General features: G+C 69.6%; 22 protein-coding genes and 2 pseudogenes. 13 read left to right on the top strand and 11 right to left on the bottom strand.

Annotation, left to right across the window (positions count from 1 at the left end; genetic code table 11):
* Positions 1-321: 321 nt before the first annotated feature.
* From ASD59_RS04770 to ASD59_RS04720, 11 genes are all read right to left on the bottom strand, one after another.
* Positions 322-2,382 carry a TonB-dependent receptor family protein gene (locus ASD59_RS04770; protein WP_055829035.1) on the bottom strand — a complete coding sequence of 687 codons (2,061 nt, stop codon included), beginning with the start codon at positions 2,380-2,382 and terminating at the stop codon, positions 322-324.
* Positions 2,383-2,530: 148 nt separating this feature from the next.
* Positions 2,531-2,866, bottom strand: a complete 336-nt coding sequence (locus tag ASD59_RS04765; RefSeq protein ID WP_055829032.1) for a chorismate mutase — start codon at positions 2,864-2,866, stop codon at positions 2,531-2,533.
* Positions 2,863-3,768, bottom strand: coding sequence for a ubiquinone anaerobic biosynthesis protein UbiV (gene ubiV, locus ASD59_RS04760; RefSeq protein WP_200943608.1), 906 nt, complete (start codon positions 3,766-3,768; stop codon positions 2,863-2,865). The genes ASD59_RS04765 and ubiV overlap by 4 nt, the downstream gene beginning before the upstream one ends.
* Positions 3,765-4,757, bottom strand: coding sequence for a ubiquinone anaerobic biosynthesis protein UbiU (gene ubiU, locus ASD59_RS04755; RefSeq protein ID WP_055829031.1), 993 nt, complete (start codon positions 4,755-4,757; stop codon positions 3,765-3,767). The genes ubiV and ubiU overlap by 4 nt, the downstream gene beginning before the upstream one ends.
* A gap of 1 nt (position 4,758) precedes the next feature.
* Positions 4,759-5,262, bottom strand: a complete 504-nt coding sequence (ubiT, locus tag ASD59_RS04750; RefSeq protein WP_055829028.1) for a ubiquinone anaerobic biosynthesis accessory factor UbiT — start codon at positions 5,260-5,262, stop codon at positions 4,759-4,761.
* Between the two features lie 47 nt (positions 5,263-5,309).
* On the bottom strand, positions 5,310-7,082 hold the full coding sequence (locus ASD59_RS04745) for a pyridoxal phosphate-dependent decarboxylase family protein (protein ID WP_055829026.1): 1,773 nt from the start codon (positions 7,080-7,082) through the stop codon (positions 5,310-5,312).
* A 64-nt stretch (positions 7,083-7,146) separates the two neighbouring features.
* The gene (locus ASD59_RS04740) at positions 7,147-7,602 is read right to left on the bottom strand and encodes a YbaN family protein (protein ID WP_235561719.1); all 456 of its coding nucleotides are present in this window, start codon (positions 7,600-7,602) and stop codon (positions 7,147-7,149) included.
* 50 nt (positions 7,603-7,652) lie between these two features.
* A complete protein-coding gene (locus ASD59_RS04735; RefSeq protein ID WP_055829023.1) occupies positions 7,653-8,834 on the bottom strand; it encodes an NnrS family protein in 1,182 nt (393 codons plus the stop codon).
* A 72-nt stretch (positions 8,835-8,906) separates the two neighbouring features.
* Positions 8,907-11,189 carry a nitric-oxide reductase large subunit gene (locus ASD59_RS04730; protein WP_055829021.1) on the bottom strand — a complete coding sequence of 761 codons (2,283 nt, stop codon included), beginning with the start codon at positions 11,187-11,189 and terminating at the stop codon, positions 8,907-8,909.
* 130 nt (positions 11,190-11,319) lie between these two features.
* The gene (gene hemN / locus ASD59_RS04725) at positions 11,320-12,684 is read right to left on the bottom strand and encodes an oxygen-independent coproporphyrinogen III oxidase (RefSeq protein WP_055829018.1); all 1,365 of its coding nucleotides are present in this window, start codon (positions 12,682-12,684) and stop codon (positions 11,320-11,322) included.
* 28 nt (positions 12,685-12,712) lie between these two features.
* On the bottom strand, positions 12,713-13,402 hold the full coding sequence (locus tag ASD59_RS04720; RefSeq protein WP_055829015.1) for an alternative oxidase: 690 nt from the start codon (positions 13,400-13,402) through the stop codon (positions 12,713-12,715).
* A gap of 114 nt (positions 13,403-13,516) precedes the next feature.
* Here ASD59_RS04720 and ASD59_RS04715 point away from each other — a divergent pair, with 114 nt between their 5' ends.
* The 13 genes and pseudogenes from ASD59_RS04715 to thiL all read left to right on the top strand — a co-directional run bounded on the left by ASD59_RS04715 (position 13,517) and on the right by thiL (position 23,608).
* On the top strand, positions 13,517-15,037 hold the full coding sequence (locus tag ASD59_RS04715; protein ID WP_082560044.1) for a PAS domain-containing sensor histidine kinase: 1,521 nt from the start codon (positions 13,517-13,519) through the stop codon (positions 15,035-15,037).
* The gene (fixJ, locus tag ASD59_RS04710) at positions 15,027-15,632 is read left to right on the top strand and encodes a response regulator FixJ (RefSeq protein ID WP_055829013.1); all 606 of its coding nucleotides are present in this window, start codon (positions 15,027-15,029) and stop codon (positions 15,630-15,632) included. The genes ASD59_RS04715 and fixJ overlap by 11 nt, the downstream gene beginning before the upstream one ends.
* Positions 15,633-15,849: 217 nt before the next feature.
* A pseudogene (gene hemA, locus ASD59_RS14525) lies at positions 15,850-16,736 on the top strand (5-aminolevulinate synthase); the annotation flags it as partial.
* Between the two features lies 1 nt (position 16,737).
* A pseudogene (locus ASD59_RS14520) lies at positions 16,738-17,159 on the top strand (aminotransferase class I/II-fold pyridoxal phosphate-dependent enzyme); the annotation flags it as partial.
* Positions 17,160-17,254: 95 nt separating this feature from the next.
* Positions 17,255-17,443, top strand: coding sequence for a DUF6898 family protein (locus ASD59_RS14755; protein WP_082560042.1), 189 nt, complete (start codon positions 17,255-17,257; stop codon positions 17,441-17,443).
* 36 nt (positions 17,444-17,479) lie between these two features.
* Positions 17,480-18,796, top strand: coding sequence for a serine hydroxymethyltransferase (gene glyA, locus ASD59_RS04700; RefSeq protein ID WP_156376928.1), 1,317 nt, complete (start codon positions 17,480-17,482; stop codon positions 18,794-18,796).
* Between the two features lie 6 nt (positions 18,797-18,802).
* Positions 18,803-19,261: a transcriptional regulator NrdR gene (nrdR, locus tag ASD59_RS04695; RefSeq protein ID WP_055829008.1), complete on the top strand. Its 459-nt coding sequence runs from the start codon at positions 18,803-18,805 to the stop codon at positions 19,259-19,261.
* A 20-nt stretch (positions 19,262-19,281) separates the two neighbouring features.
* On the top strand, positions 19,282-19,902 hold the full coding sequence (locus ASD59_RS04690) for a RibD family protein (RefSeq protein ID WP_055829004.1): 621 nt from the start codon (positions 19,282-19,284) through the stop codon (positions 19,900-19,902).
* Complete coding sequence (locus ASD59_RS04685; protein WP_055829002.1) at positions 19,903-20,493, top strand: riboflavin synthase; 591 nt, start codon at positions 19,903-19,905, stop codon at positions 20,491-20,493.
* On the top strand, positions 20,493-21,626 hold the full coding sequence (gene ribB / locus ASD59_RS04680) for a 3,4-dihydroxy-2-butanone-4-phosphate synthase (RefSeq protein WP_200943517.1): 1,134 nt from the start codon (positions 20,493-20,495) through the stop codon (positions 21,624-21,626). The genes ASD59_RS04685 and ribB overlap by 1 nt, the downstream gene beginning before the upstream one ends.
* Positions 21,620-22,084 (top strand): 6,7-dimethyl-8-ribityllumazine synthase, encoded by a 465-nt coding sequence (gene ribH / locus ASD59_RS04675; RefSeq protein WP_055828996.1) that lies wholly within the window; start codon positions 21,620-21,622, stop codon positions 22,082-22,084. The genes ribB and ribH overlap by 7 nt, the downstream gene beginning before the upstream one ends.
* A complete protein-coding gene (gene nusB / locus ASD59_RS04670; RefSeq protein WP_055828992.1) occupies positions 22,081-22,611 on the top strand; it encodes a transcription antitermination factor NusB in 531 nt (176 codons plus the stop codon). The genes ribH and nusB overlap by 4 nt, the downstream gene beginning before the upstream one ends.
* A gap of 7 nt (positions 22,612-22,618) precedes the next feature.
* Positions 22,619-23,608, top strand: a complete 990-nt coding sequence (thiL, locus tag ASD59_RS04665; protein ID WP_055828989.1) for a thiamine-phosphate kinase — start codon at positions 22,619-22,621, stop codon at positions 23,606-23,608.
* Positions 23,609-23,626: the final 18 nt, after the last annotated feature.

Here is a 23,626-nt window from a genome sequence, read left to right as displayed (position 1 = left end):
CCCCAATGGAGGTGGTCTAGGAGCCGTCCGGAGGGGCGACTTTGTGCCGGAACAACGTTCCGAGGGCCTGCGACCGGCGGCCGCGCGGGGGTCGCAGGAAATCCTCCTGACAGGTCTGACATATAAGCAATTACAGTAGGTTACATAACACTTGGGGAGGCGACGCTTGAGCCTTCGCATCACTCCCTAAGGGTTCATACGGAGGGTCGCCCGGGCCGATCCAGGCAGTTCAACCCGCAGGGCGGGCGCCCTGCGGGTTGAAAATCTCTCGATCCGCCCTCAGCCCTGGCCGGGCGGAATCCGGGAGGCTGGATCGATTATTCAGAAACTGCCGCGGAGCCCGACGAAACCGCTGCGCCCCTCGCCCGGCCAGAAGACCGCGCTGGAGGCGACGCGGGCGTCAGTGACGGCGCTGGCGTTGGCGATATAGCGCTCGTCCGTCAGGTTTCGGGCGTCCAAGAACAGCTTGAGTCCGGGTGCGACGGCGAACGTGGCGTTCAGCGACCAGACGGCGTAGCCCGGCGACTTCAGGGTGTTGGCGTAATCGACCCAGCTGTCCTTCGGCGACCACTGCACCGAAGGCGCAACCGACCAGCGGCCGGCGTCGTAGCTCAACTCGGCATGGTAATGGTGTTCCGGGACGACCGGCAGGCCGCCGTCGCCGTAATGGGGATCGCCATCGAAACGCAGATCGGTCCAGGCCCAGGTCTGGTGCAGTTTCAGCCGCCGCGCTCCGTCCCGCCAGATCGTCCAGTCCAGCCCGGCCTCAAGGCCCTGGTGCACCGTATCGCCGGCGTTGAAGGTGGCGGCCGGGATGTCCGGCGCGGTCAGGAAGGTCAGCAGTTCGTTCTCGACCGCCATGCGGTAGAGGGCCACGTCCCATGACAGCGGGCCCTTCCGCCCCCGCGCGCCGACTTCGATGGTCCAGGCCTCCTGGGCCTCGACCGGCACGAAGTCAGGATACGGCGCCTGCACTAAGGCGGAGAAATGCGGCGGCTCGACCGAGCGGGTCAGGTTGGCGAATAGCTGCCGGCCGCCGTCATCCTCCCACAAAAGCCCGACCCGGGGGGCGAACCAGTCGAAATCCTTCGAGGCGCTGCGTACGGGATTGACTTGGTCGACATAGTCGCGCGTCGCCTGGCCCCAGCTTCCCCCGGCGACCAGCGCCAGTCGGTCGGTGACGAACAGCCGGCCCTCGGCGAAGATGTCCGCGGCCGTGGCGCGCTGGGTGTTGTCGCCGGTCCGGACACCACGCTCTCCCGCGTTGTTCTGGAAGGTCAGGCCGTCCAGCCGACCGTCGCGCAGCCAGGCGCCGACGAACAGGTCGGCGTTTCGTCCGCCGAAGGTTCCGGTCCAGTCGAAGCGGCCGAAGGCGCCGATGTTGCGGCTCTGCTGGTCAATGACCACCGAAATGGGGTGATCCAGATCCTTGACCGCGGCATAGACGCCGCCCTCGAACGTCCAGGCCCCGTCCAGGCGCCAGTGGGTCAGGATCGAGCCGCGCAGCGATGTCATGTCGCGACGATAGTCCCGCGCGACATTGGCGGCGGCGGCGGCGGTCGGGTCGTTCAGCGCCTGCGTCAGGGTCAGGGCGCCGGGAATCTCGTTCTCGATGTCGGCGGCGCTGACCAGCATCCGGATTTCGCGGTCCTCGCCGAAGCTGTGGCCCAGGTTCAGGCTGAGCCGCTGCGACGCCTGGGCGGAATGATCCCGCCAACCGTCGGCGCCGAGCACCGTGACGCCGGCCCACAGATCCGTGTCGCCCCACTGGCGCGCGATCTCGCCGTGGCCGCGCCAGGTTTCGAACGAACCTGCTTCCAGCCTCAGTTCGTGGCGGGCCGGCGCGGTGCGGCCGGTCGGGGTGTTGAGCTGGATGGCCCCGCCCATGGTCGCGCCGCCGAAGCGGATGGCGTTGCCGCCCTTGAACACTTCGATGTAGCGGGCGCTGAGCAGATCGACCTCCTGGAAGTCGCCGAAGCCGTCGGCCTGGTTGAACGGCACCCCGTCCTGGGCCAGCACCACGCCGCGGTTGTGGGACGAGTTGCCCACGCCGGAACCGCGGATAGACAGGCGAACCTCCTCGCCCCAGCGCTTCTCGGCGAAGACGCCGGGCACCGCGTGCAGGGCGTCGCCGAGGTGCAGGGCCAGATGGTCCGCGTACTGCTCACGGCTGACCACGGCGACCGCGCCGGGCGTTTCCTGCGCGGCGGCGCGGGCGCGGGCGGCGACCGCCGGGTCCATCGGATCGCGCCGCCCGGTGACCACCACGTCGGCGATCGCCACCGGTTCGTCCGCGGCCGCCAGATGGACGAGGTGCGAAGGCTCCTGAGGCGCCGCGGCTGTAAGCATGAGGGCGGCGGCGGAGACGGTGGAGAGGAGCATGGCGAAACCGGAAAAAGGGCGTTCGGCCCGGATCGGACCGTGCGCCCAATTGGGCCCCCTCCCCTCCGGCCTCCTTGCGCTGACGCAACGGCCCGGCTCCGCAATTGTACGGTGATGCGCCCAGGGCCTTCGCCGGCAAAGGCCGGTCTCAGCGAACGGCGGAATCCTCCTGACAGCCGCAGCAGCTGTCGCGCGGCGGCTCGGCCCGGGCTTGCAGCCAGGCCGCCTCGTGATCGGCGCAGCGGTCGACCAGCAGACGCCAGACGGGTTCGGCGATGGCGGGGGACAGGCCGGCCAGGTCGGCCGCCCGCAGCACATTCGCCAGCACCGCCTCGATCCGCGTCGGATCGCGCACCTTGTCCGGGTCGCCCTTCAGGCGGGCGATCGCCTCGACGACGCGCTGCCGCCGCGCCAACGCCTTGACCATCTGGCGGTCCAGCGCGTCCAGCTCGGTCCGGAGGGTAGCCAGTTTCCGCTCTCTCATGACGACGCTTCGATTGAACCGAGGCCCGCCTCGCCGCGGAGGTAGCCGCCGACGAGCGCGCCGGGCGGGCCCGACGCCCTCACCCGCGCGGCGAGCTCGGCCCCCTCGATCCGGCCGTCCGCCCGGTCGCGCAACGCCGCCGCCACGGCGACCATGTCGGATGTGTGGGGCGACAGGCGCAGGGCCCTGACCCCGGCCGCCCTGAGCGTCGCCGGCGCCGCGTCGATCAGCTGGACGCCGTGCGACAGGGTCTGGACGCCGTTGACGGCCAGGAATTCGCGCCCGTCCAGAGTGCTGAGCGCCAGTCCGTCGGGGTCGCGGTCGCAGATGAACTGACAGGCGTCCTTGTGCAGGCCGTGGTGGCGGGCGTGGTAGCAGCGCCCCGACAAGGCCAGCGGCAGCCGTCCGAACGCGAACAGCTCGATCTCCAGCCCGGGGCAGGCCGCGGCGATCGCCGAAACGGCCTCGAGCGACAGCTCGATATTGGCGCAAAGCCGGACGCAGCCGCGCGCCATCAGTTCGCGCGCGGCCCCCTCGTTGTAGATGTTGAGCAGGGGTCCGGCCACGAACGGCCCGGTCCGGCCCCGCAGGCCGGAGATGTCGTTGATCTCGACCAGCATCTCCTGTTCGGCCGACAGGGCGGCGATGGCCTTGCGGTCGCGCTTCAGGGCCGGCAGCCCCAAGGTGGACCAGACCACCGTCTTGCCCGCCTGCGTCAGCCGGTCGGCGGCGTCGGCCAGGGCGGCGTCGACGAGCGGCGCGCGCTTTCCGCACACCACCTCGCCCAGATAGACCCGGTCGACCGAGGCCTCATCGGCGATCCGCGCATAGAAGTCGCGGATGCGGTCGGGCGCCCAGTTGAACAGCAGAGGTCCGAGAGTCAGCTGAATTGGATCCATCATCGCCAGGTCTTCCGGTAGGCGCCGGCGGTCTCGCGGCCGCCCTCGGCGAGATCGGTCAGCAGGCTCTCGAACGGCGTCGGATCGGCGCCCTCGTCGAGGGCGTCGATGGCGCCGCGGAAGGCGGAGGCGACCCGCGCCACATAGGCCTTGCCACGCTGTCGGCCCTCGATCTTGACCGCCGTGACGCCGGCGCGGCGCAGGGCGGCCAGCAGGCTCATGGCGTTCAGACTGACCGGGTCCTCGAACAGGTAGGACAGGCCGCCGTCCACGTCGAACCGGCCCTTGCACAGGGTCGGATAGCCCGCCGGCTCGCCGGGCGCATACCGGTCCAGTGCCAACCCCCCGAGGCGCGACACCAGAGCCCCCTCCTCCTCGGTGTAGGTGACCGACTCGGGCGGCGAGCAGACCCCGCTGAGGTTGGGCGATCGGCCGGTGACGTAGGAGGACAGGGCGCAGCGCCCCTCGGCCATGACGCACAGGCCGCCGAAGACGAAGGCTTCCGTCTCCACCGTGATCTCCCGCATCAGGGCGGCGATCTCCTCGACGCTGAGGACGCGCGGCAGCACCACCCGTTTCACCCCATAGGCCTCGGCGTAGAAGGCGATGGCCTCGGGCGAGCCCGCGGCGGCCTGGACCGACAGGTGCAGGCGCAGGTCCGGGTGGGCTTCGCGCGCGTGCGCCAGAACGCCCAGGTCGGCGACGATGACGGCGTCGACGCCGGTGCCCGCCGCGGCGTCGACCGAGGCGCGCCAGCGGTCGCCGGCGCCGGCCCGGGCGAAGGTGTTGACCGCCAGCAGAACCTTCGCGCCGCGATCATGAGCCCAGGCGACGCTGTCCGTCAGCTCGGCCGGCGAGAAGTTCAGGCCCGGGAAATTCCGCGCATTGGTGTCGTCCCGCAGACCGCAATAGACGCTGTCGGCGCCGGCCTCGACCGCCGCCCTCAGCATGGCGGGAGACCCCGCCGGACAGACCAGTTCGATCGATCCCATCTCAGGCCTCCGCACCGGCCGGACGCAGGCGGTCCAGCGCCCCCGCCAGGCCCGCATTCAGCCGGTCACGGAACGCCGGCGCGACGCCCAGCAGGTCCGCGAGAGTCAGTTCCGCGGCCTCCAGCGTATTGTGCAGGGCGACCACCGCCCGCGTGTCGCCGTCGACGCGGATGCGTCTCGAGAAGAAGGCGGAGTCGGCATCGCAACGACCGTCGAACAGCGCCAGAAGGGTCAGCAGCGGCCCGGATATCCGGGCGGCGTGGAGCGCCTCGTCGTCGCCGCGGACCACCTGGACCTCGCCGGATCCGCGGCCGGGTCGCAGACGGAAAGCCACCGGAAAGTCCGTGGGGGCGACGATGAAGACCACGTCGCCGGCCTCGCCGAGCCGTTCGAACACGTCAGGCCGGAGGCGCGCCACCCGGCGCAGGGCGAGGGTCAGCAGGCGCTCGACCGGACCGCGCAGGGCCATCAGTACGCCGGTGGCGGCCTTGCCCCATCCGGGCACAGGGCTCCGCGGGAGATGTGATCGCCACCCCGTCCCGCCGTGACCCATCACGCCGCCGCCTCGAGACCGCCGCCGAGGCTCTCCCGGACCAGGTCGATGAACGGCGGGAACAGGGCGGCGCGGAACTCCGGGGCGGCCCAGTAGGGGTTCATGAAGACGCAGCGCACCAGCACCATGCCCGGGGCGTCGACCACGCCGCCGAAGCCGTCGACATGGCGTGCGACCGCCGCCGCATAGTCGGGGCCCAGCGTGGTCTTGGAGACCGAGAATTCCGGCGAGTGATGGATGAGGTCGAACAGCGCCGTGGTTCGACGGTTGGCGCTGGCCAGGGACTCGCCGGTCAGGGCCACGGAGAAGCAGACGATGTTGGCGTCGGCGGGCTCGAGGAAGCGGACTTCCGGCACGGCGGCCCCGAGGGCGGCCTCGAACGCCCGGCGCGTCCGCACCGTCTCGGCGAGCAACGCGCCCAGTCCGGACGGGCCGAAACCCATGGTGCGCCCGCTCAGCCAGACCGCGGCGGCTCCGGCCGCCGAGCGCGACCCCTCGAGGGTCGACGACCATTTGCCGTCGCCGAGTTCCGGCCGGTCGAGATAGGGGGCGTCAAACGCCGAAACCGCGTAGCGGGCCGTGTCCCGGGTCAGGAAGGCGCCGCAGGCGTAGGGCACATAGCCCAGCTTGTGCGGGTCGATGGTCACGGAATCCGCCCGACCGATCGCTTTCAGCGCGGCGACGCTGGCCGGGGTCAGGACATCCTCGTCCGGCCCGCCGAGGATGGCGCACAGAAAGCCGCCGTAGGCCGCGTCGACGTGTCGCCAGATGTGCAGGCCACGCTCGGCTTCCCAGCGTTCCAGCCGGTCATGCAGGGCGTCGATCGGGTCGATCTCGCCCGTCTCGGTGGTGCCGGCCACGCCGACCGCCATCAGCACCGGCCGGCCCGCGGCCTCCGCCCGAAGGATCAGTCTCTCGAGATCGTCGACGTCGAGCCGTCCCTCGGAGTCGAGGTCCACGGCCCACAACGACTCCTCCCCGAGCCCGAACAGGTTGGCGGCCTTGGACCAGGAATAGTGTTTGTTGCCCGGGACCAGCAGCACGGGACCCAGGTAGTCGCGACCCGAGGCGCGGCCGATCCGCAGCCAGATGTTGGCCGGAACGCCAACGGCGGCGCTGTAGCGGCGCAGCACGGCGTCGGTCAGGCCGTGCTCGGCCCACAGCGCGCGGAACCGGTCCCAGCCCATGTGGGCCGAGGCGAAGACGTCGAGCGGTTCGCCGGTCTTTTCAGCAATGTAGAGGCCGAGGCTGAGCCAGTGGTCGAGGCGGTAGCGGGCCCGCCATACGGCCTCGAAATTGGCCACCGTGCCGCCGGAGGTGAAATGGCCCTCCGCGGTCGCCGGGTCGTAGCCGACCATGGCCGCCAGCATGGCGATGGCCTCGGCCTCGATCACCGTGCCGACCTTGCTGGCCTCGCGCGAGGTGTTGTTGGGATTGTGCAGCATGGCCGCCAGCCAGCCCAGCAGCGCCGGCATAGACACCTCGGCCTTCATGTGGCCGATGTAGCGGGGGGTGTAGGTGGGCGTCTCGGCCGTCAGCGTCTCGCACAAATTGGCGAGTTCCCGGGACAGGATCTCGCGTCGTTCCAGCCGCTGGGGCGACAGACGGTCCGCGGGCCCGACGAGGCAGGGATCGTCGGCGAACAGGCTCTTGCGCCAGTCGAACCATTGATCCAGCACCGCCTGGAATTCGCCGCGCACCCAGGTCTCGTTTTCCGAACGAGGGCCAGGGAACAGGGCGCCGGCGATTACGGCGGCGGGGGATGGGTTCATGGTAGCTCCTGCGGGATGGATGGTGCAGAGCCGCCGCCGCGTCGTTGTCGGCGCGCAAGCTCCGTCAGGACGGGCGCGTCAGAATCCAGCCGCCGACGCAGGCCAGCGCGACTCCGACCGACGCCGTGACGGCGAGGCCGGCCCCTGACGCATGAACGAGCAGGCCACTCAGGGGGAGGCTCACCGCGGCGACGGCCTTGGCCCCGCGCGGGATGGCGCCGCGTTGCTCCCAGGCCTTCAGGGGCGGACCCAGTCGATCATGGTTCCGCAGCCACGCCTCAAGCCGGGGCGAGGAACGGGCGAAGGCCCAGGCCGAGACGAGGGCGAACGGCGTCGTGGGCAGAAGCGGCAAGGCCACGCCGGCGACAGCCAGCGCGGCCGCGCCGAGCCCGAGCGCCTGCATCATCAGCCGCCGCCGGTCGCCCTGGGCCGCCGAGGGGGCGCATTGGCACTCCCCGAAACAGCACAGGTCGGTCGGGCACAGCGCCGGATCGCAGCCGTCGGAAACAGGGCGGGTCATGCCCGACCTGTCGCACGTCCCGGTCGCCGCCGCCTTGCGCGGGCGCAATGTCACAGCGATCGGCGCCACAGCATCGGTCCGTAGGCGGCGACGAAGCCGGCGAAGGCGAGGGCCCACAGCGTCGCCGAGACCGCCAGCAGGGCCACGGTCCACTCCGTCAGGAACGGCGCCGAGACCCGCACGACCACCGCCGACAGGATCAGCAGATAGATGGCGGTGGTCGAACCGTCGGCGACACGCGGCCGGCCGGTATGGCCTCGGGTGGCGCGGGTCATCATGGCCAGGGTCTCGACCCCCATGGCGCCCGTGGTCAGGGCGTGAATGCCGGCGGTGAACGGCACGGAGTCGGGGACCAGCGCGGACAATCCCAGCAGGATCAACCCCACGCCGAGCCACGCATAGCCGGCGTGCAGAATCCAGACGAGCGCCTCGCGCCGGGCCAGCCAGCCGCGCCAGCGCGCCAGCCGCGCGAGATTGGCCAGGCCGGCGAGGACCATGGCCGCGCCGGTCAGGGACGCCCAGGGCGCCGCGACCCAGGCGATGAGGGCGAGTGCGGTCAGGGCCAGAACCCCGGCGTCGAAGCGGTTGAAGGCGGTCGGCCCCCGGGCGATCCCGTGGGCCTGGGTCCAGTTCTGGGTGAAACTGGGGGTCACCCGACCCCCGATCAGGGCGATCAGGCCGGTGATGACCGCCACGGCGGCCCGCTCGCCGCCCGGTCCGAACAGCGGAACCTGATCCCGCAGATGGAAGGCGATGTTGGCGGCGGCCAGCACCGACACCATCAGGCAGACCGGCAGGTTGCGCCGGTTCTTCGCCGCCAGCACCTCGCGCCAGATCAGCGCGGCGAAGACGACCAGGAAGGCGCTGTCGATCACGGCGGCGGGGACGGACAGAGACGCCGGCAGGAATCCCGCCGCCCGACCCGCGGCCCAGAGGACGAACAGGCCCGCCAGCTTCAGGCCGGTCACCGGCAGGCGGCCGGTCCAGTTGGGCACGGCGGTCAGCAGGAAGCCGGCGATGACCCCGGCCAGATAGCCGAACAGCATTTCGTGGATGTGCCACAGGCGGCCGTCCATCCCGCCCACCGTCCCGTCGCCCAGCGACATCGACGCGACCCAGATCGGCACGGCGACCGCCGCCCAGACGGCCGAGAACAGGAAGAAGGGCCGGAAACCGAAACTGAACACCGGCGGGCCGGCGTATCGCCGGATGGACTGGGCTGTCGTGGCCACGGGCAGGAATCCTTTGAAAAAGAAAGGGCGGGGAGAGGCGAACCCCTCCCCGCCCCGTACGCTGTCGGCCCGTTACTCGGCCGGCAGGACGGCCGGCTCGGCTGCGGGGTCGGTCCCGGGCCTTGGCTTGAGGCCCGCGATCACCAGCCGGGCGGCGAAGATCGCCAAGGTGACGGCCCCCGCCCCGAACACCACGTCGCCGGGGACGCGCATCCACACCAGGGTCTGGACCAGCGGCGAGTGCAGCACCGCCGGAGAGCGCGCGTACCACATGCCGTGCTCGATGCTGGCGAAGGCCTGCACCACCCCGATCGGCAGCAGCGACAGGAAGAGCATCATCGCCAGACCGATGTTCAACAGCCAGAAGGTCCAGGCCAGCAGGGTGTCGCTCCAGGCCTCGCGGCGCGCCAGGCTGCGGAAGCAGAACAGCAGCAGGCCGATGCCCAGCATCCCGTAGACCCCGAACAGGGCCGCGTGGGCGTGGGTCGCCGTCGTGTTGAGCCCCTGGATGTAATACAGGCTCAGCGGCGGGTTGATCATGAAGCCGAAGACGCCGGCGCCGAGCAGGTTCCAGAAGCCGACGGCGACGAAGAACAGGATCGGCCATTTGTAGGCCTTGACCCACGGGGCGGCCTTCGTGTGCCGCCAGTTCTCGAAGGCCTCGAAGCCGACCAGGGCCAGGGGCACGACCTCGAGGGCCGAGAACACCGAGCCGATGGCCATCACCGAGGTGGGCGTGCCGGCGAAGTACCAGTGGTGGGCGGTGCCGAGGACGCCGCCGGTCATGAAGACGATGGTGCCGAACACGACCGCGACATTGGCGACCATCGGCCGGACCAGGCCGAGGCGGACGAACAGCAGGCTGATCACCGCCGTGGCGAACACTTCGAAGAAGCCCTCGACCCACAGGTGGACCACCCACCAGCGCCAGTATTCGACCATGCTGATGTGAGTGTGTTTGCCCCACATGAAGCCGGCCGCATAGAACAGGGCGATGGCCACGGTGGACAGGAACAGGATCACCAGCACCGGCTTGGCCTGGGACTTCTCCCGCAGCGCCGGCCAGAGGGCCCGGGTCACCAGCAGCAGCCACAGCAGCAGGCCGACGAACAGCAGGCTCTGCCAGAAGCGGCCGAGGTCGATGTATTCCCAGCCCTGGTGGCCGAACCACCAGTTGGTGTCGAGGTCGAAGATCTGCTGCACGCCGAACCATTCGCCGGCCATGGAGCCCAGCACCACGACGACGAGGGCGACCCAGAGAACGTTGACGCCCAGGGCCTGGAACCGCGGCTCCTTGCCCGAGACGATCGGGGCGATGTAGAGGCCCGTGCCCAGCCAGGCCGTGGCGATCCAGAACACCGCCAGCTGGGTGTGCCAGGTGCGGGTCACGGCGTAGGGAATCCATTCCGAGATCGGAATGCCGTAGAAGTCATGGCCCTCGACCGCATAGTGGGCGGTGACGGCTCCGAGCCCGACCTGCAGCAGGAACAGGGCGATCACGGTCAGGAAATACTTGCCCGCCGCCTTCATCGACGGCGTCGGCTTCATGCCCATCAGCGGATCGGCATTGGGCGGTTCGAGGTGCTCGTCCTTCGGCTGGCGGGCGTGCCAGAAGACCAGGGCGGCGACGCCGAAGATCAGCAGCAGGACGCTGGCCACCGACCAGACGATGTTGGCCGGGGTCGGGACGTTGTCGATCAGCGGCTCGTGCGGCCAGTTGGAGGTGTAGGTGATGACGTCGTTGGGACGCTGGGTTCCCGCACCCCAGCTGGCCCACCAGTAGAAGGCCGAGATCTGGTTGCGGCGGCCGGCGTCCGGCACGGCGTTATTGGCGATGGCGTATTGCTCGCGCAGCGATTCCAGGGCCGGATCGTCGCCCAGCAGGGCGACGTAGTGGGCCTTGACCTCGCGCATGGCGGCGGCCCGGTCGGCCGAGACCGTGATGGTGTCGGTCGCCGGATCATAGGTGTTGGTGCGCATCTCGCGCTTGACCCGGGCCTTCAACGCCGCCTGGCGTTCAACGTCCAGGCTGGCCCAGGACTGGCCGTGTTCGCGCTGCGACCACATCTCCAGCAGAGCGGTGGTTTCCCGGTGCAACTGGTCGGCCGACCAGTCAGGCGCGACATAGCCGCCGTGGCCCCAGACCGAGCCGACCTGCTGGCCGCCCATGGACTGCCAGGCCAGCTGGCCGGTCTGGATGTCCTCGCGGGTCAGCAGCACCGCCCCGGTCGTGTCCACGACCTGCGCCGGTATCGGCGGCGCCTGCCGGTTTATCTCCCGTCCCATCATCCCCAGCACGGCGAACGATGTCGCCATGATCAGGGCGAGGACGATCCAAAGTCGTTTGGTTGTCATCGCGATATCCTTGCGGCCACTCGGGAGGTCCCGAATCCGGCCAATTGAAGCTTCCATTCCGTCGATCAGCGTGGCCGGACGTTGTGCGCCGACAAACTCCGGGATTCCCCCAGTGGGGGTTGTCCCGGGATCACACAGCCCGGGCGTGCCGGCTCGTGGCGACCGGCAGACGGGCGTCGAAACAGGCCGCCACCACGCGCATGACGCGGTGGGCCTCGGCCGGGATCCGGATGGTTCGGCCGCTGACCTCGCACAGGCCGTCGGCCTGCAGCCGGCTCGCGGCGACGATCGCGCTGTCCAGCGTCACGTCGGCGAAGCCGTGCGCCCGGCAGACCTCCGCGACATCGACCGTGAGGTCGCACATCAGCCGCTCGATCACGGCGGCGCGCAGTTCGTCTTCGGCATCGACGGCCAGGCGGCGCGCGACCGGGAGGCGTCCGGCCTCGACCTCGTGGCCCCACCGGTCGGTCGTGATGGCGTTCTGCACGAACCCCTCGGCGAAACGTCCGATCGAGGAGGGACCGATCGGCACCAGCACGGGCGCCGGGTCGTCGGTGTAGCCCTGGAAATTCCGACGCAGCCCTCCCGAGGCCGCGGCGATGGCCAGGGGGTCCTCCGGCAAGGCGTAGTGATCCAGGCCGATGCGGACATAACCGGCCGCGCGCAGAGTCTCGTCGGCGGCCTCGGCCTGGGCCCAGCGGCCGTCGCCGTCCGCGAGGTCGGCCTCCCGGATCATCACCTGGTGCTTCTTCATCCACGGCACATGGGCGTAGCCGAACACGGCGACCCGGTCGGGCCGAAGGGTCACCGCCGCCTTCGTGGAGGCCGCGACATTCTGGGGCGTCTGGCCGGGGAGGCCGTACATCAGGTCGAAATTGATCGCGGCTACGCCGGCCTTGCGTAGACGGTCGTTGGCGGCGGCGACCATGTCGAACGGCTGGATGCGGTTGACCTTCGCCTGGACGTCGGGGTCGAAGGTCTGCACGCCGAGGCTGACCCGGGTCACACCCGCCTCGCCGGCCGCATCGATGAAGGCGTCCGACAGCATGCCCGGATCCAGCTCGGCCGCCACTTCCGCGCCGGGACGCAGGGCGAACCGGTCCGCCATGTGCCGGACAAGGGCCAGGAAGTCGTCAGGCGACAGGGCGTTGGGACTGCCGCCGCCGAAATGCAGATGGGCGGCGCCAGCGTGCGGTCCGATGGCGTCCGCCCAGAGGTCCACCTCCAGCATCAGGGTCTGGAAGAAGGCGCGGACCCTGTCGTACTCGTGGAAGACGCTGGTGTGGCAGCCGCAATACCAGCACAGGCGCTTGCAGAAGGGCACATGGACATAGGCCGAGATGGCCTGGTCCGCGCGGGTCGCCGCCAACCACTCCCGCGCCTGCCCCTCCCCGGCGGCGGTCTCGAAGGCGACCGCCGTCGGATAGCTGGTGTAGCGCGGCAGGTTGCGCTCGGCGTGGGAGCGCCAGGCGGGTGGAAGGGTGCGGAGCGACATGCGGAACGCCTCGGTCTGTGGTTCGCTGTTACGCCGCCGCCTTCCAGTTGGGTTGCAGCTCGACGTGCACCGGGCAGGGCGCGATGGCGATCGGCGCCGCGCCGCACAGTTCGTTGGCGAAGCCGTGATTGACGTCGCGGTGGTGGGCTTCGTCGGCGCGCACCACCAGCACCACGTCACGCAGGGTGGCGTCGGCCGGCAGGTTCCAGTAGCGGAGGGCGATCTCGGGCGCGGCGACGTTCTCGCTGCGGCCCTCGTCGATCTCGGCCAGGTAGTGGGTGTAGCTGAGCACCGCCTCCTCCTCGAAATAGCCGACCACGCGGTGCGCCGTCTTCGCGGACACGAGGTAGAGGCCGAAGAAGAACAGGTAGAAGACCCACTGCACGGCGATGACCATGAAGCGTTCGAACAGGGTCGGCTTGCACACCTCGATGAAGGTCATCAGGTGCATCCGCTCGTTCTCGGCCTCGTCCATCAGGGTGCGAATCCAGCCGTTGTCGTCCTTCATCCGGCGCAGGGCCTTCAGGTGATTCAGCGTCGCGCCGACCATGCCGGGCACGGCGGCCACGGTCTCCAGCACCACGGCGCGGTGGCCGTAGCGTTTGGCGAAGAAGGTGTCGGCGAAGAAGCGCAGCGCCTTGACGAAGCCCCAGGCGGTGCGGTCGGACAGGCCCCTGGGGGCGTGGTGGACGGACAGGTCGACGAGGGGAGCGATCATGGCGGCTTCCGAAACAGTGAACTTTGGGCCGGCGGCCCGATGGCGGTGGAGTAACCGCCGGCTGCGTCTGGTGAAATTCCGGTGTTTCACCTACGGGGTGTTGCGGAGGCCACGATGACGACCACCCCGACGGATGCGCTGGAGGCCCGGACCCCCTGGGACTGGATGCTGGCGACCCGCCATACCGGCTACGGCCTGGCGACCGCCGTCCTCGGCGCCGCGGGCGGCCTGGCGCTGCGCCTGGCCCTGACGCCGTGGCTGGAGGACCGGCTGGCGCTGCTGTTCTTCGTCCCGGCCGTGGTCGTGGCCGCGGCGCTCGGGGGCGCCGTGCCGGGCATTGTGGCGACGGTGCTGGGGTTCGCCTGCGGCCTCTACGTCACCTGGTCGACCGGCGCCCTGACCGGGGGCGACGTAGCCGGCGCGGCGGTCTTCCTCCTGCTGGGAGCGAGTATTTCAGCGGGCGGCGAGGCCTTCCAGAACATGCGCTCCCGGGCCGTCCTGGTGAACCGGGATCTGCGCGCGCGCGAAGCCCACCTGCAGTCGATCCTCGCCACCGTGCCGGACGCCATGGTCGTCATCACCGAGCGCGGCGTCATGCAGTCCTTCAGTCCCACGGCCGAGCGCCTGTTCGGATGGACCCCCGGCGAGGTGATCGGCCGAAACGTGAAGATGCTGATGCCCGAACCCTATCGCGAACAGCATGACGGGTATCTGGACCGCTATCTGACGACCGGCGAGCGACGGATCATCGGCGTCGGCCGCGTCGTGGTCGGGGAACGCAAGGACGGTTCGACCTTCCCGATGGAACTGTCCGTCGGGGAAATGATCTCGGGCGACCAGCGCTTCTTCACCGGCTTCGTCCGGGACCTCAGCGAACGCCAGCAGACCGAGCAGCGGCTCCAGGAGCTGCAGTCGGAGCTGGTCCACATCTCCCGTCTGACCGCCATGGGCGAGATGGCTTCGGCCCTGGCGCATGAACTGAACCAGCCGCTCTCGGCGATGGCCAACTATCTCAAGGGCTCGCTGCGCCTTCTCGACGCCGAGGCCATCCCCCGGGACCGGCTGCGCGACGCCATTCACAAGGCCGGGGACCAGGCGCTGCGGGCCGGCGACATCATCCGCCGCCTGCGCGACTTCGTCGCCCGCGGCGAGGCGGAACGGCGGGTCGAAAGCCTGCCCAAGCTGATCGAGGAGGCCAGCGCCCTGGCCCTGGTCGGGGCCAAGGAACATGGCGTCCGCGTGCTGTTCCGCTTCTCGCCCGAGATCGACCTGGTGCTCGCCGACAAGGTCCAGATCCAGCAGGTCGTGCTGAATTTGATCCGCAATGCGATCGAGGCCATGGAGGAGGCGAAGCGCAAGGTGCTTGAAATCCGCCTCGACCCCGTCGCCGATGAATACGCCCAGGTCACCGTGGCCGACACCGGCTCGGGCATCAGCCCCGACATCGCCGATCAGCTGTTCCAGCCGTTCGTCACCACCAAGCGGACCGGCATGGGCGTCGGACTGTCGATTTCGCGCACCATCGTCGAGGCTCACGGCGGCCGTATCTGGGTGGAGCCAAATCCCGGCGGCGGTACGCGATTCTGCTTTACGCTGCGTTCTGTAGGCGAGGAGGAACTTTACGATGGCGAATGAGCCGATCGTCCATGTGGTGGACGATGATCCTGCGATCCGGGATTCCCTGGCCTTCCTGCTGGACACCGCGGACCTGGTTTCCAGAACCTATGAGTCGGCCGCGGCCTTGCTGGCCCACGCCGACACCCTCGCTCCGGGGTGCATCGTCACCGACGTCCGCATGCCGGACATGAACGGGCTGGAGATGGTTCGGCGGCTGTCCGAGATGGGGGTGCGCCATCCGGTCATCGTCATGACCGGCCACGCCGACGTTCCGCTGGCCATCGAGGCCGTCCGCGCCGGGGTCAAGGACTTCATCGAAAAGCCCTTCGACGACGAGGCCCTGCTGTCGTCGATCCGCTCGGCCCTCGCCGACCAGGCGGGAACCGCCGAGCGTGAAGGGCAGGACGCCGAGGTGCGTGATCGCCTCGCCTCCCTGTCCACGCGCGAGCGTCAGGTGCTCGAGGGCCTGGTCGCGGGCCGCGCCAACAAGGTGATCGCCTACGATCTCGAGATCAGCCCCCGCACCGTCGAAGTCTATCGCGCCAACGTCATGACCAAGATGCAGGCCCGCAGCCTGTCCGAACTGGTCCGGATGACGATCCTGGCCAGATAGGCCGCCGGCCCCCTCCTCCTTCAGGACCGCGCGCCGACGGTCTCAGGAGTTTACCGGAGGTGACGCGGAGGGACGGGGGTGGGAGGAGGAGGCTCACTCGCCGCGGGATCATCCTGATGTACGACTACAAGGCCGCATTCGGGACCGCCGTGGAGCAGGTCAGGGGCGAGGGGCGCTATCGCGTCTTCGCCGACCTCAAGCGCGTGCGCGGCCAGTTTTGTACGACTACAAGGCCGCATTCGGGACCGCCGTGGAGCAGGTCAGGGGCGAGGGGCGCTATCGCGTCTTCGCCGACCTCAAGCGCGTGCGCGGCCAGTTYCCGAAGGCGGTCCGCCGTCGCGAGGACGGGTCCGAGCAGGACGTCATCGTCTGGTGCTCGAACGACTATCTCGGCATGGGCCAGCACCCGGCCGTGCTCGAGGCCATGCAGGCCGAGATCGAGGCGGTCGGCGCCGGGGCCGGCGGCACCCGCAACATCTCGGGCACGACCCGGTCGGCGGTCGATCTGGAGGCCGARCTGGCCGCCTGGCACCGYAAGGAAGCGGCCCTGCTGTTCACCTCGGGCTATGTCGCCAACGAGGCGACCCTGACCACGCTGCAGCGCATCCTGCCSGGGCTGATCGTCTTCTCCGACAGCCTCAACCACGCCTCGATGATCGCGGGCATAAGAAACGGCGGCTGCGAGCGGCACATCTTCGCCCACAACGACCTCGAACACCTCGAAAGCCTGCTGAAGGACGCCCCGGCCGACGCGCCCAAGCTGGTGGCCTTCGAGAGCGTCTATTCSATGGACGGCGACATCGCCGACCTCGCCGGGACCATCGCCCTGGCCCGCAAATACGGGGCCCTGACCTATCTCGACGAGGTCCACGCGGTCGGCCTGTACGGCGAAACCGGYGCGGGCGTGGCCGAGCGCGACGGGGTGCTGGACGGCATCGACATCGTCGAATGCACCCTCGGCAAGGCCATCGGCGTCATGGGCGGCTATATCGCCGCCGACGCGGTGATCATCGACGCCGTGCGCAGCTGGGCCTCGGGCTTCATCTTCACCACCAGCCTGCCGCCGGCCCTGACGGCGGGCGCCCTGGCCTCGGTGCGCTGGCTNATCATCGACGCCGTGCGCAGCTGGGCCTCGGGCTTCATCTTCACCACCAGCCTGCCGCCGGCCCTGACGGCGGGCGCCCTGGCCTCGGTGCGCTGGCTMAAGGCCCATCCCGAGGTGCGCGAGGCCCACCAGGAACGCGCCGCCGCCCTCAAGGCCCGCTTCCGCGCCGCCGGCATCCCGGTGATGGAGAGCGTCAGCCACATCGTGCCGGTGTTCGTGGGCGATCCGGTCCACGCCAAGATGATCTCCGACATGCTGCTGGAAGAGCACGGCGTCTATGTCCAGCCGATCAACTATCCGACCGTGCCCAAGGGCACCGAACGCCTGCGCTTCACCCCCTCGCCCAACCACTCCGACGCCATGATGGACGACCTCGTCAAGGCGATGGACCGCCTCTGGACCCACTGCAACGTGGCGCGTCTNTTCACCCCCTCGCCCAACCACTCCGACGCCATGATGGACGACCTCGTCAAGGCGATGGACCGCCTCTGGACCCACTGCAACGTGGCGCGTCTGCCTGCCGTCGCCTGAGGACAGCCTCGGCGAGGTCATCGTCGAACTGACCCGCAACGGGTCCTATCTGAAATGCTCGGCCATCCATGTCGCGACCGGCGTGGAGGCCTCCGCGGTTGGACCGGTCGCCCAGCGGGCAGGGCTGGAACGGATCGCCCTCGGCAAGCTGAAACGGGCGCTGGCCGCCCGCTGACCACAAGATGTTGTGGTGAACCGGCGTCAGGCCTAAATGGGTCGCCGCGCCAGAGCTTCGGGGATTCCAGTGACCGCCTTCACCCACGCCGACTATTTCTCGAAGAGCCTTGCCGAGGCCGATCCCGACATCTTCGGCGGCATCGAGGGCGAACTGGGCCGCCAGAAGGAGCAGATCGAGCTGATCGCCTCCGAGAACATCGTCTCGAAGGCGGTGCTGGAGGCGCAGGGCTCGGTGCTGACCAACAAATACGCCGAGGGCTATCCCGGCCGCCGCTACTACGGCGGCTGCGAATATGTCGACGTCACTGAGAACCTCGCCCGCGAGCGCGCCAAGGCGCTGTTCGGCTGCGCCTTCGCCAACGTCCAGCCGCACTCGGGGGCCCAGGCCAACCAGGCGGTGTTCCAGGCCCTGCTGACGCCCGGCGACACCTTCCTCGGCATGGATCTGGCGGCCGGGGGCCACCTGACCCACGGCTCGCCCGCCAACCAGTCCGGCAAATGGTTCCGGCCGGTGACCTACAAGGTGCGCGAGAGCGACTGCCTGATCGACTATGACCACGTCGCCGAGATGGCCGAGAAGGAGAAGCCGAAGCTGATCCTGGCCGGGGCCAGCGCCTACAGCCGGCACATCGACTTCAAGCGGTTCCGCGAGATCGCCGACAGCGTCGGGGCCTGGCTGATGGTCGACATGGCCCACTATGCGGGCCTGATCGCCGGCGGCGTCTATCCCGACCCGCTGCCGCACGCCCACGTCGTCACCACCACGACGCACAAGACCCTGCGTGGCCCGCGCGGCGGCATGGTGCTGTCGAACGACATCGAGCTGGGCAAGAAGATCAACTCGGCCGTCTTCCCCGGGCTGCAGGGCGGACCGCTGGAGCATGTCATCGCGGCCAAGGCCGTGGCCTTCGGCGAGGCGCTGAAGCCCGAGTTCAAACTGTATGCGCAGCAGGTGGTGACCAATGCGCAGGCGCTGGCCGCGGTGCTGGTCGAGCGCGGCGCGGCCATCGTCTCGGGCGGCACCGACAGCCATCTGATGCTGGTCGACCTGCGGCCCAAGGGCGTCACCGGAAAGGCCACCGAGGCGGCGCTCGAGCACGCCCTGATGACCTGCAACAAGAACGGGGTGCCGTTCGACACGGCACCGTTCACCGTGACCTCGGGCGTCCGTCTCGGCACCCCGGCCGGGACGACGCGCGGCTTCGGCGTCGGCGAGTTCCAGCAGGTCGGCCACTGGATCGCCGACGTCATCGATTCGATGAAGGGCACGGACGAAGCGGACGCCGGCGTGTCGCAACGCGTGGCGGGCGAGGTGCGTGAGCTCACGCGTCGCTTCCCGATTTACGGATAAGCGCTGATGAAGTGCCCTTTCTGCGGACATCAGGACACCCAGGTGAAGGACAGCCGCCCGTCGGATGACGGCGCCGCCATCCGTCGCCGCCGGTCCTGTCCGTCGTGCAGCGGGCGGTTCACCACCTTCGAACGGGTGCAGCTGCGCGAACTGATGATCCTCAAGCGCAACGGCCGCCGCACGCCCTTTGACCGTGACAAGCTGGAGCGGTCGCTGAACGTGGCCCTGCGCAAGCGCCCGGTGCAGCCCGAGCAGGTCGAACAGCTGGTCAGCCGCATCACCCGCCAGCTGGAAAGCCTCGGCGAGACGGAAATCCCGTCATCGACGGTCGGCGACTTCATCATGAAGGCGCTGAAGTCGGTCGATGAGGTCGCCTACGTCCGCTACGCCTCGGTCTACAAGGACTTCCGCCACACCGGCGATTTCGCCCGGTTCCTGGGCGATGAGGGTCTGGACGAAAGCTGATGCGCCCCCCGGGTCAAAGGATGCGCGTCACCCTGAAACTGGCGACGTCCCTCGACGGTCGGATCGCGACCGCCACGGGTGAAAGCCGGTGGATCACCGGCGAGGCCGCGAGGCTGGAAGGCCACCGCCTGCGCGCCGCTCATGACGCCATTCTGGTGGGCGTCGAGACCGTGCTGGCCGACGACCCTGAACTGACGGCGCGTCTGCCCGGGCGCCCCGTCGATCAGCCCCTCCGCGTGGTGCTCGACAGCCGGCTCCGCACGCCGCCCACCTCGAAGATCGCCCATGGCGACAGCCTGATCCTGACCGTCGCCGAGCCTGCGCCGGTGGGGACCGCGGTCGTCGAACGTGTCGAGGCCGACCACGGCCGCCCGTCGGTGGCCGCGAGCCTGTCGGCGCTGACGCGACGGGGCGTTTCGTCCGTCCTGATCGAGGGGGGCGGGCAGGTGGCGGCCAGCTTCCTGCGCGCCGGCCTGGTCGATCGTCTGGAGTGGTTCCGGGCGCCGATCCTGCTGGGCGCCGAGGGCCGGCCCTGCGTGGCGGCCCTCGCCCTTTCGAAGCTGGCGGACGCCCCCACTTTCCGGCGCCTTGCGGTGGAGCCTTGCGGTGACGACCTGTGGGAACGCTACGAGAGAGTTTGAATGTTCACCGGGATTGTCACGGACATCGGCCGCGTCCGTTCGGTCAGGCAGACCGAGCGCGACCGGCGGTATGAGATCGAGACCGCGTGGGACACGTCGGGCATCGATCTGGGCGCATCCGTCAGCCATGCCGGCTGCTGCCTGACAGTGACCGAAAAGGGCCCCGGCTGGTTCGCCGTCGAGGTCTCGGGCGAAACCCTCTCGAAAACCAACCTCGGCGACTGGACCGAGGGCCATCGCGTCAATCTCGAGCGGGCGGCCAGACTGGGCGACGAGATGGGCGGCCATGTCGTCTCGGGTCATATCGACGGCCTCGGCCGGGTCGTCTCGGTCACGCCCGAAGGCGGTTCGCACCGGATCGACATCGAGGCCCCGGCGCCGCTGCACCGCTATATCGCCGCCAAGGGCTCGATCACGGTCGACGGGGTGTCGCTGACGGTCAACGCCGTCGAAGGCCGGACCTTCGGCCTGAACATCATTCCCCACACCTGGGAGGCCACGACTTTGGGCGCCCTGAAACCCGGCGACGCGGTCAATCTCGAGATCGACATGCTGGCGCGATACCTCGCGCGGTGGCAGGAGACGGCGTGATGCAATTGGCCGCGAACATGAACGACAGCCCGATCAGCCCCATCGAGGACATCCTCGAGGACGCCCGCAACGGCAAGCCCTACATCCTCGTCGACGCCGAGGATCGCGAGAACGAGGGCGACATCATCATTCCGGCCCAGTTCGCCACGCCGGACCAGATCAATTTCATGGCCCGCCACGCCCGTGGTCTGATCTGCCTCGCCATCACCGCCGACCGCGCCCGCCAGCTGCGCCTGCCCCCGATGGCGGCCGAGAATCGCGAGAGCATGGGCACGGCCTTCACCGTCTCGATCGAGGCGCGCGAGGGCGTGACCACCGGCATCTCGGCCGCCGACCGCGCCCGGACCGTTCAGGTGGCGGCCGACCCGACCCGGGGCGCCGACGACATCGTCTCGCCCGGCCACGTCTTCCCGCTGGTCGCCCGCGACGGCGGGGTGCTGGTCCGCACCGGCCACACCGAGGCGGCGGTCGACATCAGCCGCATGGCCGGGCTGACGCCGGCCGGGGTGATCTGCGAGATCATGAATGACGACGGGTCGATGGCGCGGATGCCCGATCTGGTCGCCTTCGCCCAGCTGCACGGGCTCAAGATCGGCACCATCGCCGACCTGATCGCCTATCGCCGCCGCACCGAGCGGATGGTCGAGCGGGTCATGGACACGCCGTTCGACAGCGTCCACGGCGGCCCGTTCCGGCTGATGCTGTACCGCAACGCCATCGAGGGCGTCGAACACGTCGCCCTGGTCAAGGGCAAGATTGAACCCGGCAAGCCCACCCTGGTGAGAATGCACCAGGTCGATTTCGCCGCCGACCTGCTGGGCCATGTCGAGGCGCGCCAGAATTATGTGCCCCGCGCCCTGAAGGGGATCAGCGACCATCCGGGCGCCGGCGTCACGGTGTTTCTGCGCGATCCGGAACTGCACGGCCTGGCGGAGCGGCTGGCCGGGGTCGAGAAGCCGACCGCCGTCGACCGGTCGATCCGCAACTACGGCGTCGGGGCGCAGATCCTGCTGGATCTGGGCGTCCGCGACATGATCGTGATGAGTTCGACCCGCCCCAATCCGGCTGCGCTGGAAGGCTACGGCCTGCGCATCGTCGGCTGGCGTGACATGGACGGAGAAGACCAATCGTAAGCGAGCCCATCCGCGTCCTCATTGTCGAGGCGCGCTTCTATGACGACCTCGCCGACGCCCTGCTGGAAGGGGCGAAGGACGCCCTGCGCGCGCGGGACGTGGAGTTCGACATCGTCTCGGTTCCGGGCGCGCTGGAAGTGCCGACGGCGATCGCCCTGGCCGTCGAGGCCGGCCGCTATCCGACCGCTCCCCGCTATGACGGCTTCGTCGCCCTCGGCTGCGTGATCCGCGGCGAGACCTATCATTTCGAGATCGTATCGGACCAGTCGGCGGCCGGAATCCGCAACCTCGGCCTCAACGGCGTGGTCATCGGCAACGGCATCCTGACGACCGAGGACGAGGACCAGGCCTGGGCCCGGGCCCGCATCAGCGAGGGCGACAAGGGCGGCGGCGCGGCGCGCGCCTGTCTGGAGCTCATTGCCTTGCGCAAGCGGCTGCGCGTAGGACTGGGCGCGTGACCGAACCCGCCAGCCTCCAGTCCGTCCTCGCCCAGCTCGCCGAGGCCGAGAAGCAGCGCGCAGAGCCGCAGCTGACCAGCCGCCAGCGCCGCGCGCGCACCGTCGCGCGCCTCGCCGCCGTGCAGGCCCTCTATCAGATGGAGCTGGCCGGCGAGGGGGTCGAAACCGTGATCTCCGAATTCTCCAACCATCGCTTCGACGCCGACATCGACGGCGAGGCGCTGGCCGAGGCTGACGAGGACTATTTCGCCGAGATCGTGCGAGGCGTGGTCAGCGGCCAGCGCGACATTGACGACGCGGTCAAGGCGCGGCTGGCCTCCAACTGGCGGATGGAACGGCTCGATTCCACCCTGCGGGCCCTACTGCGGGCCGGGGCGTGGGAGCTGCGCGAGCGGCAGGACGTGCCGCGCGAGATCGTCATCGACGAATATGTCGAGCTGGCCAAGGCCTTCTTCGACGACGCCGAGGCGAAGTTCGTCAATGCGGCGCTGGACGGCGTCGCCCGAGACGCCCGGCCCAGGGGCTGACCCCGCCATGCCCGCGGTCGACGTCGCCGGCGAGTTCGAAACCATCCGCCGCCTGTTCGCGCCCCTGGCCCATCCGGTCTGGGGCCGCGGCCTCCTCGACGATGTGGCGGTCGTCCCGTCTCGCGCCGGCCACGACCTGGTCCTGACCAAGGATGCGATCGTCGAAGGCGTCCATTTCCTGTCAACGGACCCGCTGGACACCGTCGCCCGCAAGCTGATGCGGGTGAACCTGTCCGACCTGGCGGCCAAGGGGGCCGAGCCGTTCGGCTATCTGCTGGCCTGCCACTGGTCCGAGCGCTGCGGCTGGCCGGAGCGGACGACCTTCGCCGAAGGCCTGCGCGTCGATCAGAAGGCGTTCGGTGTCGCCCTGCTGGGCGGGGACACGGTGGCGACGCCCGGCCCGGCCGGCTTCTCCATGACCATGCTGGGCTGGGTTCCGAAGGGGCGTGCCGTGGGCCGCGCCGGCGCCCGGCCGGGGGACCTCGTGTTCGTGACGGGCACGGTTGGAGACGGGTGGCTCGGGCTGGAGGCGGTGCAGGGCAAGCTGTCGCTGGATCCCGAGCGGATGGCCGCCTTGTCGGATCATTACCGGACGCCGACGCCGCGCGTCGACTTCGCCGGTCCGGTCCGGGACATGGCCAGCGCGTCCATCGATATTTCCGACGGCCTGATCGCCGACCTCGGGCATCTGGCCGAGGCCGGCGGGGTGCGCCTTGAGATCGATCTGGAGAACGTGCCCCTGTCCGCGGCCGGTCAGGCCTGGTTCGACGGCCGGGTCGATGCGCAGGCGGCGCTGGAAAAGCTGGTGACCGGCGGCGATGACTACGAAATCGCCTTCACCGCCACGCCGCGGGAAGAGGCCGCGCTGCGTCGGGAGGCCGAGCGTCGGCATCTGCGCCTGACCCGGATCGGCCGCGTGACGGCGGGGGAGGGCGTCGTCGCCCGCTTCGGCGGCCAGCCCGTGGCGTTCGACCGGCCAGGCTTCACTCACGACTGACAACGAAATCTCAAGGCG

Origin of the sequence: Brevundimonas sp. Root608 (assembly GCF_001427825.1) — a bacterium.
GTDB lineage: Bacteria > Pseudomonadota > Alphaproteobacteria > Caulobacterales > Caulobacteraceae > Brevundimonas.
The sequence above is the reverse complement of the archived record's forward strand: the minus strand, read 5'-3'. Positions and strand labels throughout refer to the sequence as shown.